The sequence below is a fragment of the Micromonospora sp. WMMD712 genome (assembly GCF_029581295.1).
GTDB classification, from domain to species: domain Bacteria; phylum Actinomycetota; class Actinomycetes; order Mycobacteriales; family Micromonosporaceae; genus Micromonospora; species Micromonospora carbonacea.
Genome location: NZ_CP120743.1, coordinates 1731245 through 1743784, shown reverse-complemented (window position 1 = coordinate 1743784; position 12540 = coordinate 1731245). Strand labels below are relative to the sequence as shown.

The window sequence follows — 12540 nt, the reverse complement described above, 5'->3', positions numbered from 1 at the left end:
GGAGGTGGCCGGCGCGGAACCCGCGCCGGCCCTGCGCCGGGCCCTGCGCGGCTACCTCGACCACCTCACCGTCGAGCGTGGCCTGTCCGCGAACACCCTCGCCTCGTACCGCCGGGACCTGGACCGCTACCTCGCCACCCTCGCCGCCGCCGGGATCGCCGACCTCGCCGACGTCGGGCCCGGCGTCGTCGAGGCCCACCTGGCCCGGCTGCGCGCCGGCGACGACGGCCACCCGCCCCTGGCGGTCTCCTCCGCCGCGCGGGCCGCGTCGGCCGTGCGCGGGCTGCACCGCTTCGCCGTGCGCGAGGGGCTCACCGGCGCGGACCCGAGCCGCGACGTCCGGCCGCCCGCCCCGCCCCGCCGGCTGCCCCGGGCGCTCCCCGTCGACGCCGTGGTGCGGCTGCTGGAGACCGCCGGCCCGGTGACCGCCACCGGAGACGGCGCGCCCCTCGCGCTGCGCGACCGGGCGCTGCTGGAGTTCCTGTACGGCACCGGCGCGCGGATCTCCGAGGCCGTCGGCGCGGCCGTCGACGACCTCGACGGCCTCGACAGCGGCGAGGCGGCGGTGCTGCTGCGCGGCAAGGGCGGCCGGACCCGCCTCGTGCCGGTCGGCGGGTACGCCGTCGAGGCGCTGCGCGCCTGGCTGGTGCGCGGCCGGCCCGCCCTGGTCGCCGCCGGCCGGGGCACCCCGGCGGTGTTCGTCAACGCGCGCGGGGGCGCGCTGACCCGGCAGGGGGCGTGGACGATCCTGCGGCGGGCCGCCGAGCGGGCCGGGCTGCCGGTGGACGGGACGAACGCCGTCTCCCCGCACACCCTGCGCCACTCGTACGCCACCCACCTGCTCGACGGCGGGGCCGACGTGCGGGTGGTGCAGGAGCTGCTCGGCCACGCCTCGGTGACCACCACCCAGGTCTACACGCTGGTCACCGTGGAGCGGCTGCGCGAGGTGTACGCCACCGCCCACCCCCGCGCCCGCGGCTGACCGGGGGACGCGCCGGCCGGACCCGCCCGCCGGGACCGGCCGGTCGGGGCCGACACGCCGTACCGGTGCCGAACGCCCTGCTGACCGGTGGCGTACAGTCGGCATGGCGCGGACCTTGCGGGGCGACAGGACCGGGGTGCGCAGCGGCGCCGCGAGGGACGTCGGACGGCTCCGACGCCAGGTGGTCGTCGGGAGGGGGCAACGAGGACATGGCTGGCAACGGTGACCGTGCCGAGACCTGGACGACGGAGCTCCGCGAGCAGCAGGCCACGCTCGGCGCGGACCTCGGGCCGGCGGACCCGGCGGCCTACACGATGCGCAAGCCGATCCCCGAGCCGATGCCCACCGACCGGCACGGCCCGGCCCGGATCATCGCGATGGCCAACCAGAAGGGCGGCGTCGGCAAGACCACCACCACGATCAACCTGGGCGCGGCGCTCGCGGAATACGGCCGCAAGGTGCTGCTTGTCGACTTCGACCCGCAGGGCGCCCTCTCCGTGGGCCTCGGCGTCAACCCGCACAACCTCGACCTGTCGGTCTACAACCTGCTCATGCAGGACGACGTCACCGCCGAGGACGTCCTGATCAAGACGGACGTGGCGGGGCTGCACCTGCTGCCGGCCAACATCGACCTCTCCGCTGCCGAGATACAGCTCGTCAACGAGGTCGCCCGCGAGATGGCTCTGGCCCGGGTGCTCAGGTCCATCCGCAAGGAATACGACTACATCCTCATCGACTGCCAGCCCTCCCTCGGCCTGCTGGCGATCAACGCGCTGACCGTCGCGCACGGCGTGCTCATCCCCCTGGAGTGCGAGTTCTTCAGCCTGCGGGGCGTGGCCCTGCTGCTGGACACGATCGACAAGGTGCGCGAGCGGCTCAACTTCGACCTGGAGCTGGAAGGCATCCTCGCCACCATGTACGACAGCCGCACCACCCACTGCCGGCAGGTGCTCCAGCGGGTGGTCGAGGCGTTCGGCGACAAGGTCTACCAGACGGTGATCACCAAGACGGTGAAGTTCCCCGAGTCCACCGTGGCCGGTGCGCCCATCACCACCCTCGACCCGGCGTCGTCGGGCGCCCGCAACTACCGGCAGCTCGCCCGCGAGGTGATCGCCGCGCAGGCGGAGCGGTAGGCCGGGTGGCCCGTCGTCGGCGCGCCCGCCCCTGGCCGGCGGCCCACCAGCGGTCGGCTGCCGCGCGCCGCCGGCATTGCCTCGTCGTCGTCCGGGGCGGCCTCGTCGTCCGGGGCGGCCTTGTCGTCGCGGTGCCCGGGGCGTGGACTACGGTCGTCCGGTGACCGCGCCGCCCCTGGACCCGCCCGCCGCGCCGCTGCCCGTGGCCGGTTCCGGTGGCGTGGCCGGTGGCGGTGATGCTGGCGTGGCCGGTGGCGGCGGCCCGGCCGGCGACGGCGCGGGCGGGGAGTCCACCGGGTTCACCGTCCGGCTGGACAACTTCACCGGCCCGTTCGACCTGCTGCTCCAGCTCATCAGCAAGCACAAGCTGGACGTCACCGAGGTCGCCCTGCACCGGGTCACCGACGAGTTCATCGCCTACCTGCGGGCCATGGGCGACCAGTGGGACCTGGACGAGACCAGCGAGTTCCTGCTGGTCGCCGCCACCCTGCTGGACCTGAAGGCGGCCCGCCTGCTGCCCACCGCCGAGGTCGAGGACGAGGAGGACCTGGCGCTGCTGGAGGCGCGGGACCTCCTTTTCGCCCGGCTGCTGCAGTACAAGGCGTTCAAGGAGGCGGCGGCGCACATCGCCGAGCTGGAGGCGGTCGGCGGCCGGCGCTACCCCCGGGCCGTCACGCTGGAGGCCCGTTACGCCGAGGCGCTGCCCGACCTGGTGCTCGGCATCGGCCCCGAGCGGCTGCTGAAGCTGGCGGTCAGGGCGATGACGCCGAAGCCGGTGCCCGAGGTGTCCATCGCGCACGTGCACCTGGTCCGGGTCAGCGTCCGGGAGCACGCCGGGATCATCGCCGAGCGGCTGCGCCGGGCCGGCGTCGCCACGTTCTCCCTGCTCTGCGCCGACTGCGAGGCCACCCTGGAGGTGGTGGCCCGGTTCCTGGCGCTGCTGGAGCTGTACCGGGAGGGCCTCGTTGCCTTCGTACAGGAGCAGGCCCTGGAGGAGTTGACCGTCCGCTGGACGGGCCCCGCCGACGGCGGCACCGAGCTGCACGTCGACGAGTACGCCGGCGCCCCGCCCGAGCAGCCGGACGGCATCGGCGGGACCGCGGGTGGTGGCGGTGGCGCGGGCGATGGTGGCGGCGCGGGCGATGGTGACGGTGGTATGGACGGCGAGGAGCAGCGCGATGAGTGACGAGGAGCGCCGGGACTCCCTGGCCGACCAGGCCGCCGCCTGGGTCCCGCCCTGGAACCGCCCCCGTCCCGCGGCCCCACCGCCGGCCGACCAAGAAGATCTTGGAGACGAACGGCCCCCGGAGGGGCCGGATTCTTCCAAGATCTCCCCGGCGGGGGAGGCGGCGGAAATGGGGGAGCGGAAGCAGCGGGCCCCACGGCGGCGGGCCGCCCCCGCGCCGCCGCCGGCCCCCGAGCTCGACGACGCGGAACTGCGCGGGGCGCTGGAGGCCATCCTGCTGGTGGTGGACGAGCCCGTCAGCGAGCTGACCCTGGCCCAGGTCCTCGAACAGTCCCCGGAGCGGATCGGCCCGCTGCTCGACGACATCGCCGCCGGCTACACCGCCGCCGGGCACGGCTTCGAGCTGCGCCGGGCCGCCGGCGGCTGGCGGCTCTACACCCGCCCGGAATACGCCACGTACGTCGAGCGGTTCGTGCTGGACGGGCAGTCGGTCCGGCTGACCCAGGCGGCGCTGGAGACCCTCGCCGTGGTCGCCTACCGGCAGCCGGTGACCCGTTCGCGCATCTCGGCCATCCGGGGTGTCAACTGCGACGGGGTGCTCCGTACGCTGGTCTCCCGCGGACTGGTCGAGGAGTGCGGCGCCGAACCGGACAGCGGCGCCTTCCTCTACCGCACCACCACGATGTTCCTGGAGAAGCTGGGGCTGAACTCGGTCGACGAGTTGCCCCCGCTCGCCCCGTTCCTCCCCGACGACGTAGAAGAGCTTGCCGATGCGACGCGATGACCGTGCCCCCAAGACCGACGCGCCCGTCTTCGAGGGGGCCGAACGCCTCCAGAAGGTGCTGGCCGCCGCCGGCGTGGGATCCCGCCGCGCCTGCGAAGACCTGATCTTCCGCCGTCGGGTCACCGTGAACGGCAAGGTGGCCCAGCTCGGCGACCGTGCCGACCCGACCCGCGACGTCATCTTCGTCGACGGCGAGCGCCTCCAGGCCGACACCCGGCTGGTCTACCTGGCCCTGAACAAGCCGCGCGGGGTCGTCTCCACGATGGCGGACGAGAAGGGCCGCACCGCCCTGTCCGACTTCGTCGGTCACCGGGTGGAGCAGCGGGTCTACCACGTCGGGCGGCTCGACGCCGACAGCGAGGGCCTGCTGCTGCTCACCAACGACGGCAACCTCGCCCACCGGCTCACCCACCCTTCGTACGGGGTGCCGAAGACCTACCTGTGCGAGGTGGCCGGGCCGATCCCGCGCAACCTCGGCAAGCGGCTGGCCGCCGGCATCGAGCTGGAGGACGGCCCCGTCACCGTCGACTCCTTCAAGGTGGTGGACACCCTGGGCAAGACCGCCCAGGTGGAGCTGACCCTGCACGAGGGGCGCAAACACATCGTCCGACGCCTGCTCGCCGAGGTCGGGCACCCGGTGGCGCGCCTCGTGCGTACCTCGATCGGGCCGATCCGCCTCGGCGACCTGCGCGCCGGGCGGACCCGGCGGCTCACCAACGCCGAGGTCGCCGCCCTGTTCAAGGCGGTGGGTGACTGACCCCGTGGGGCGGGGTACCCCAACGGGTAGGCTTCCGTGACGTCCCGGACGGGACGCACGGTGGCGTGGGTCGCCACCGACGGCGTCGCGCGCGGCCCCTCGACGGGCCGCGGGCATGATGGACGACGACGACAAACCGCTCGCGACGGGCCGCCGGGCCCCGCGAGGCACGGGCTGAGGAGGATCACGGTGGAGGAAAACGTACGGGCCGGGCGCTGCGTGGTCGCTGTGGACGGGCCGTCCGGTTCGGGTAAGTCCACCGTCTCCCGGCGGCTCGCCGTGGGCCTCGGCGCCCGCTACCTGGACACCGGGGCGATGTACCGGGCGATCACCTGGGCCGTGCTGCGCTCGGGGGTCGACCTGACCGACGCCGAGTCGGTGGGCAAGGTCGCCGCCGAGGTCGACCTGCGCATCGGCACCGACCCCGAGGGGTACGGCGTGACCGCCGACGGCGTGGGCGTCGACGCCGAGATCCGGGGCACCGAGGTCACCGGCGCGGTCTCCGCCGTGGCCGCCGTACCGTCGGTGCGGGCCCTGCTGGTGGCCCGGCAGCGGGAGATGATCGCGAAGGCCGGCCGGATCGTCGTCGAGGGCCGTGACATCGGCTCGGTCGTCGCCCCCGACGCCGACCTGAAGGTCTACCTGACCGCCTCCGAGGCCGCGCGCGCCCAGCGGCGCAGCGCCGAGGACGCCACCGACGTGGCCGCCACCGCCGCCGACCTGGCCCGCCGCGACCGGCTCGACTCGACCCGCAAGGCCGACCCGTTGCAGCAGGCCGCCGACGCGGTGGTGCTGGACACCACCGAGCTGGGCATCGACGAGGTCGTGGACCGGCTGCGCGCGCTGCTGACCGAGCGGGGCGTGGCGTGACCACGGACGAGGGCTGGGTGGAGCTGCGCGAGCCGGACGCCGACGTCGAGGAGCCGACCGGCCCGGTGCCGGTGGTGGCCGTCGTCGGCCGCCCCAACGTCGGCAAGTCCACCCTGGTCAACCGCATCATCGGCCGGCGGCAGGCCGTCGTCGAGGACATCCCCGGGGTGACCCGGGACCGGGTCCCCTACGACGCGCAGTGGTCCGGCCGGGCCTTCACGGTCGTCGACACGGGCGGCTGGGAGCCGGACGCGAAGGACCGGGCGGCCGCGATCGCCGCGCAGGCCGAGATCGCCGTCGCCACCGCCGACGTGGTGCTGTTCGTGGTCGACGCCATGGTCGGCTCCACCGACGTGGACGAGGCCGCCGTCAAGATGCTGCGGCGCAGCGCCAAGCCGGTCATCCTGGTGGCCAACAAGGCCGACAACGCCACCATCGAGATGGAGTCGACGTCGCTGTGGTCGCTCGGCCTCGGCGAGCCGTTCCCGATCTCGGCGTTGCACGGCCGGGGCTCCGGCGACCTGCTCGACAAGATCCTCCAGGCGCTGCCCGAGGCCCCGGCGATCGTGGAGAACCGCCCGCGCGGCCCGCGCCGGGTCGCGCTCGTCGGCCGGCCCAACGTCGGCAAGTCCAGCCTGCTCAACCGGTTCTCCGGCGAGGAACGGGCGGTCGTCGACTCGGTCGCCGGCACCACCGTCGACCCGGTGGACAGCCTCGTGGAGATCGGCGGGGAGACCTGGCAGTTGGTGGACACCGCCGGGCTGCGCAAGCGGGTCGGCAAGGCCAGCGGCACCGAATACTACGCCAGCCTGCGCACCGCCTCGGCGATCGAGGCCGCCGAGGTGGCCGTGGTGCTGCTCGACTCCAGCGAGCCGATCAGCGAGCAGGACCAGCGGATCCTCACCATGGTCACCGAGGCGGGCCGGGCCCTGGTCATCGCCTTCAACAAGTGGGACCTGGTCGACGGCGACCGCCGGTACTACCTGGACAAGGAGATCGAGCGCGAGCTGCGCCGCATCCCCTGGGCGCTGCGGCTCAACCTGTCGGCGAAGACCGGCCGGGCGGTCGACAAGCTCGCCCCGTCGCTGCGCAAGGCCCTGGCGAGCTGGGAGACCCGGGTGCCCACGGCGCAGCTCAACTCCTGGCTGACCGCCCTGGTGCAGGCCACCCCGCACCCGGTGCGCGGCGGCCGGGCGCCGAAGATCCTCTTCGCCACCCAGGCCGGGGTCGCCCCGCCGCGGTTCGTGCTCTTCACCACCGCGCCGCTGGACGCCGGCTACCAGCGGTTCGTCGAGCGCAAGCTCCGCGAGGAGTTCGGCTTCGAGGGCAGCCCGGTGGAGATTTCGGTACGCCCGCGCAAGAAGCTCGGCCCCGGCGGCCGGGGCAAGGCGCACGGCTGACGTCGTCGCCCCGCCCACCCTGGCAGGGGCGGCGGGGCTCCGTCGCCTCCTGCCTCCTCGGGCCGTGCGTCTCCTCGGTCCCTGGGCGCTGCGGTGGCCCGCCGGCTGGCCCCGGCCACCGTTGCCCCTGCCCCTGCTTCTTGATCCGCTCGCCGCCCGGCCCCGCCCAGCGGGGCCGGGCGCGCGCTGTCTGCCCAGTCTCCAGCCGGCCGGGTGTGTCGTTCCGCGTCCCTCCGGCTGTGTGCCGTCTTCACGCCTTCGTCCGGGTTGTGGCGTGAGCCCGGCAGCCCTTGGACCTGGCCCGCCGGCCGATCGCGCCGGCCGGCGGCCCCCACCCGGGCCCCCGCCGCCCTGATCCTGGACGGTTGTCGTCGCTGGCGAACAGCAACTGTCCAGGTTCCGCAGGCCCGGCGACGCGGCAGGCGCGACGGACCAACGGGCGGTGGTGGTGACGGAGCCTGGCGGCAGGCGCATCGGGTGGTGACAGACTCCTGACGAGGCGTGTTGCCCGTGGGGCTGAGCCACTCTGGCGGAGCGGGCCCGGGGCTCTCGCAGACCCGGCCGCCCACCACGCCACTGTCCGGCAAGCTGCCCCCTATCCTCCTAGGACGCCCTCGGGGGTGTGGGGCTGGCAATCGGGGCGGGGCCAATGCGTGCACCGGGAAGATCGTGCGTTAAGCTGTACCGGCTGTCGCAGGGAGCAAGTGCCTGACGGTGGCATCGGGACGTGGCGCAGCTTGGTAGCGCACTTGACTGGGGGTCAAGGGGTCGTCGGTTCGAATCCGGCCGTCCCGACACACGAAAAGCCCTGACCAGCGGAAACCCTGGTCAGGGCTTTTGCTTTCGTCTATGGAGTTTTGAACCGCCCCCCGAAAACCCCCCGATTACCCGGGGCGGCAACCAGGTTTGTCATCCATGGTCATCGTCGTGCCCCCTGGGCGTGGGGTGTCCGTTCCGGTCGGCGCCGAGGCGTTCGAGGACGTCGGAGACGTCCGGTGCTTGGACGGGCTTGGCGATGTAGTAGGTGGCGGTGATTTCCTCGCTGGAGTGCCCGAGCTGGGCTGCGGCGTTCTTGGTGTTGGTTTCTTCCTTGATGAGGGTGGCCACGGTCTTGCGGAAGGTGTGCGGGGTGACCCAGGCGAGGTCGGTGTCGGCGCGGGCCTGGCGCCACTGGCGGCGGACGTTGTTGGGTGACAGCCAGGTGCCGCGTCGGGACGCGAAGATCGCGTCGTGGGGGTTGTCGGCGGCGTCGAGCTTGCGGGCCAGGAGCATGCCGACGGCGAAGCGGGGCAGGACGACCATGCGGTAGCCGGCGTCGCTCTTGGTCCAGGGCTGTCGGAAGAAGCCCTGGCCTGTGACGAAGACCAGGGTGCCGCAGATCGTCAGGGTGGGGCGTTCGGTGGCGAGGTCCAGGTCCGCCCAGCGCAGTGCGAGGATCTCACCGATGCGGGCTCCGGTGGCGAGCATGAGGTCGACGATGTCGGCCAGGTCGCCGGTGTGCCGGGGTCCGGGCTTGCCGGGGACCGGTCGCTGCCAGTCGCGGATGGCGGTGCGGACGGCCTGGAGGTGTTCGTCGGAGAGGATGACGACTGCGCGGCGGGGTTTGCGCAGTCGGCCCGTGTCGCGTACGGGGTTGGTGGGGAGTGCGCCGTGGCGCACGGCGAGGGCGAACATCTGGCTCAGGACGACCTTTGCGCCTCTGGCGGCCGAGGGGCGGTCCTTGGCGATGTCGCGCAGGAACCGATCCAGTCGCCCGACGCTGGCCTCGCGGATCCGCAGGTTGCCGAGGGCGGGCAGGATCGCCGCGCGCACGCTGGTCGCGTATCGGTGGATGGTCTGTGGTGCGATCCGTTCCTCGGTGATGATCTCTTCGATCCATAGTTCGGCGAGTCTGCTGACGTGGGTCTCGCGGGTGATCTCGTCGTCGTTGGGGGTGGTGCGGTCACGTAGCTTGACTTTCAGCGCCCGTTCGGCGGCTGGGCCGGTGGTGTCGGTGGCCTCGATGTCGCGGGTCTTGCCGTCGTAGTCGCGGAACCGGGCTCGTGCGCGGAACCGGCGGGGTCCGAGTTTCTCGGTGCGGATCTTGCCCCAGGTTCCGATGGGCAGTTCAGGTCGGGACATGGCCTACCGCTCCGCGTCGGTGTGCTCATCGAGCCAGCGCTCGACCTCGCTGCGCCGGTAACGCAGCGTGTTGCCGACGCGGATCGCGCGGGGGCCCTTACCTCGGCTGTGCCAGGCGTAGAGGGTGTTCTTGGGCTTGCCCAGCCAGGCGGCGAGGTCATCGATGGTCAGCAGAGGGTCGGGCCGCCACTCGGGGGCGTTCGGGCCGTTCATCGCTGGCCCGGCGGATAGGCGGAACCAGGCTGCTGGCCCGGCGTGGCGTGGCCGGCCAGATGCCGGCGGCCGGTGGTGCCTGACGGCCCGGTGCCGGGGCGGGGTTGGGGGTGGGGCGGACATCGATCGGACTTCCTTTCATTGCAGCCTGACTGGGAAAGGGGGCCGGTGCCGCTGACACTGATGTGCATGGTCGCGGCATGTGTCGGCTGTGGGTGTCTATCCATTCGTTGCGGTCCTGAGGTGTCAAGCCTGCCGCTGATGTCCGTGGAGGTCCGCTCCGCCAGCTGTGGAATATCGAGCGGAGTCGCATCAGGCGTGAGTGAGCGTGCTGGGAAGGTTGGCCTCAGTCGACTCTTCAGGTGGAGATTGGGGGTTCGGTGGTTCTGATGCGTTCCCATAGTGGGGTGGCCTTTCGGAAGATTGGCAAAGTAGAGGTTCGGGTTGGTGCCGGTCTCGATGCGTAGCTCTTCGAGCGACGCGGTGTCGGCCAGTGCGCCGTGAGAAGCTGCCGAGACAGCGATGCGGTACGGGATGGAGCGCCGTGCGTTGCTGGCAGCCCTCGGGTCGGAGCGGTGAGCTGCCGCGTGCCGTGGCTCTTGTCCTTGCCGCGTAGGCCAAAACCTGGGTCGGCTCGGTGACTGCTGAATTGGAGGAGTGGACTACTGGTGGTTCCCCTCGCTGCGGGAACGTTTGAGTGTGGACAGGACGGCCGACGTGGTGCGGGCCTCAATGGCCCTGTGCTGAGTGCTGGCCGATCAGCTTTTGGCCATTGGATTCTCCTTCGGGCAGGCGGAGATAGCCCGACGTCCTCGCCATGAGGACTGGCTCGGTTGGCGAGCTGAGAAATGCAGAAAGCCCGCCGACTGCTCGACGGGCTTGGCGATATGGTGACCGGCTCGACGATGAGCCTGTACGTGCGGCTTCGTGCCTGGAGATGCGTCCGGGGCGGCGGGGCGCGTCCCTTCTCAGCTACCGCCTTCTGATCAGCGGCCGGACGAATCGCCTCGAACGAGCGGAAATCCCGCGCCCACCATGGAACTGAGCTGTGGTTTTCGGCTGCTTCCGGCGGTTGTTCAGCCGTCAGAGTGACCGGTGAGGCGGTGTAGCGCTGACCGGACGTTGGGGAAGGCCAGTTGCAGGGTGTTGCTGGTGAGGCGGATGCCCCACCAGGTGAGGGCGATGAGGTAGCCGGCGATGAGGGCGCTGTTGGTGTTGTAGGTGAAGACGAGGGCGTAGCCGATGGCCAGGCCGGGTGCGGTGATGGTGCGGGCCAGTCGGGTGCGGGTGGCGGTGAGGGCGGTGGCGGTGCCGAGGAGGGCTGCTCCGAGGCTGCCCACGAGGCCGGGCATGCCGGTGAGGTCGACGGGGGCGGTGATGGTGAGCGCGGCGCGCATGAGGAAGATGCCGGCGGTTGCGGTGACGGTGTGGGTGATGGCGGGGCGGGTCATGGCGAGCCATGTGGGTAGTGCGTCGGCGGGGATGCGGGGTGAGGTGGCGGCGATGAGGGTGGCGCAGAGCGCGAGGGGGAGGGCGGTGCCGAGAGCCCATTTCAGGTAGGGGGTGTAGTCGAGTCCGACGGCGGTGCCGGTGGCGAGGCCGTAGAGGGCAGCGGTGATGGTGCCGCCGACGGCGGCGGTGAGGTATCCGCGTCGGATGAGGCTGCCTGTGGTGGGTTCGGGCGTGGGTGTGGTGGGTGTTCCGGCGAGCCAGGTGGTGGGTGCCAGGTGTGCCACGGCGAACGCGGTGAGCATGGCGAGCGCGCCGGCGGTGCCGAGTTGCGGTAGTGAGATGCGGGCTTCGACCACCCTGGTGAAGAGGGTGGTGATGTCGGCGGTGAGGACGGCTTGCAGCAGCAGGGCCAGGGAGCATGCGCCGATGAGGAGGGCGCCGGTGAGGTCGCTGATACGCAGCCGGACGCGGGGGAGTTGGGCGGCAGCGGCCCGGGGTCCGGGTTGGTGGGTGGTGGTGAGGGTCAGGGCTCCGTCGGCGAGGGCGTGGGAGTGGTCGACGATGGTGGGGGTGACGCGGGTCGCTGCGGCGAGGCGGTCGGTCAGTGCGGGCACGCCGGGCGCCGGCCTCACGATGACAGCGGTGAGGTGTTCGGTGTCGACGTCGGCCGCGTCGAGGAGGTGGGCGACTGCGTCGGGCACCTGGTCGAGGAAGGGCTGGGTGGCGGTGGTGATGTCGTCGCGGGTGATGACCACCGGCTGGTGGGGTGTGGGGAGCATGACCGGCGCCCGCTCCTGCTGGACGAGTTGGTGCCGGGCGGTGCGGATGGACTCCCGGAGAGCGCCGTGGTCCTGCGCTGTGATCGTGTCGGTGTGGTCGACGACTGATCGGAGCGGGTCGTGGCCGGTGGTCGCGGTGGCGACGACGTGTCGTGCGATGAGATCGTCGAGGTCGTGCGGGCCGTGGAGTTGCTGTGTCGCCAGCTCGCGGTAGCCGTCGCTGACCGTCTGCAGGACGGTGAGGGTGGGTGGATGGTGGTCGGCCTGGCAGACGAGTACGCAGGAGTTCTCGGGTGTGGTGAGGCCGAGTGTCGTGGTGTAGGTGGCCAGGGCAGCGGGTGCGGTGACCAGGGCCGGCGGTGGTAGTCCCGCTCGGGCCGCTGCATCGCTGAGGTGTGTGCGGCGGCGTGGTCCCCAGGCCGGTGGGACGGTCACGGTGAGGTCGGTGATCGGCTGGCCGACCTGGTGGGTGGCGTGGTTGCCGACGTGCCGCAGGACCGCAGCGAGGACATCCACGGGATTGGGCTGTGCCGGATCGGGAGCCTGGGCAGGGCTGGCGAGGTGGTCGGCCGGGTGGTTGACGAACCGATGGTCTGCGGGCAGCGACCGCGCGGCGGCGGCGTCGACACCGACGTAGAGGTCACCGGCGGGGCCCACGGCGACGCCCGGCGGCATGACGAGCCGACCGTCGATGAGGATGGGAACCCGGGTGCCCTGCCGGCTGACCGTGGCGGCGATGGCCGAGGAGCTGAGGTCGATCGACAACCTGGCGTCCCCGTTGACCATGAGAGGCAGTCTCACCCGTGGTGGCGAGGCATTGTCAACCGTGATCCTCTCCCATGATCCCCGGTGCGCGAATGATG

General features: G+C 72.3%; 10 protein-coding genes and 1 tRNA gene. 8 read left to right on the top strand and 3 right to left on the bottom strand.

Going from position 1 to position 12540, the window contains the following annotated elements:
* Positions 1–4 precede the first annotated feature (4 nt).
* The 8 genes from O7633_RS07155 (at position 5) to O7633_RS07120 (ending at position 7907) form a co-directional block, all read left to right on the top strand.
* Entirely contained in the window at positions 5–982 is a 978-nt protein-coding gene (locus O7633_RS07155; RefSeq protein ID WP_282326939.1) for a site-specific tyrosine recombinase XerD, read from the top strand.
* Positions 983–1191: 209 nt separating this feature from the next.
* Entirely contained in the window at positions 1192–2115 is a 924-nt protein-coding gene (locus O7633_RS07150; RefSeq protein ID WP_043968099.1) for an AAA family ATPase, read from the top strand.
* A gap of 142 nt (positions 2116–2257) precedes the next feature.
* Positions 2258–3301: a segregation/condensation protein A gene (locus O7633_RS07145; protein ID WP_282326932.1), complete on the top strand. Its 1044-nt coding sequence runs from the start codon at positions 2258–2260 to the stop codon at positions 3299–3301.
* Positions 3294–4085 (top strand): SMC-Scp complex subunit ScpB, encoded by a 792-nt coding sequence (gene scpB, locus O7633_RS07140; protein WP_282326930.1) that lies wholly within the window; start codon positions 3294–3296, stop codon positions 4083–4085. The genes O7633_RS07145 and scpB overlap by 8 nt, the downstream gene beginning before the upstream one ends.
* Positions 4072–4842: a pseudouridine synthase gene (locus O7633_RS07135; protein ID WP_282326929.1), complete on the top strand. Its 771-nt coding sequence runs from the start codon at positions 4072–4074 to the stop codon at positions 4840–4842. Before scpB ends, O7633_RS07135 begins: the two co-directional genes overlap by 14 nt.
* 189 nt (positions 4843–5031) lie before the next feature.
* Entirely contained in the window at positions 5032–5712 is a 681-nt protein-coding gene (gene cmk / locus O7633_RS07130; RefSeq protein WP_178064804.1) for a (d)CMP kinase, read from the top strand.
* Positions 5709–7112 (top strand): ribosome biogenesis GTPase Der, encoded by a 1404-nt coding sequence (gene der, locus O7633_RS07125; RefSeq protein ID WP_282326926.1) that lies wholly within the window; start codon positions 5709–5711, stop codon positions 7110–7112. The genes cmk and der overlap by 4 nt, the downstream gene beginning before the upstream one ends.
* A 721-nt stretch (positions 7113–7833) precedes the next feature.
* Positions 7834–7907: transfer RNA gene (locus O7633_RS07120), tRNA-Pro, on the top strand.
* A gap of 114 nt (positions 7908–8021) precedes the next feature.
* Here O7633_RS07120 and O7633_RS07115 read toward each other — a convergent pair.
* From O7633_RS07115 to O7633_RS07105, 3 genes are all read right to left on the bottom strand, one after another.
* Complete coding sequence (locus O7633_RS07115) at positions 8022–9233, bottom strand: site-specific integrase (RefSeq protein ID WP_278127555.1); 1212 nt, start codon at positions 9231–9233, stop codon at positions 8022–8024.
* Between the two features lie 3 nt (positions 9234–9236).
* Positions 9237–9446 (bottom strand): helix-turn-helix domain-containing protein, encoded by a 210-nt coding sequence (locus O7633_RS07110; protein ID WP_074479352.1) that lies wholly within the window; start codon positions 9444–9446, stop codon positions 9237–9239.
* 1076 nt (positions 9447–10522) lie between these two features.
* Positions 10523–12463, bottom strand: a complete 1941-nt coding sequence (locus O7633_RS07105; RefSeq protein WP_278127554.1) for an Hsp70 family protein — start codon at positions 12461–12463, stop codon at positions 10523–10525.
* Between the last annotated feature and the right edge of the window lie 77 nt (positions 12464–12540).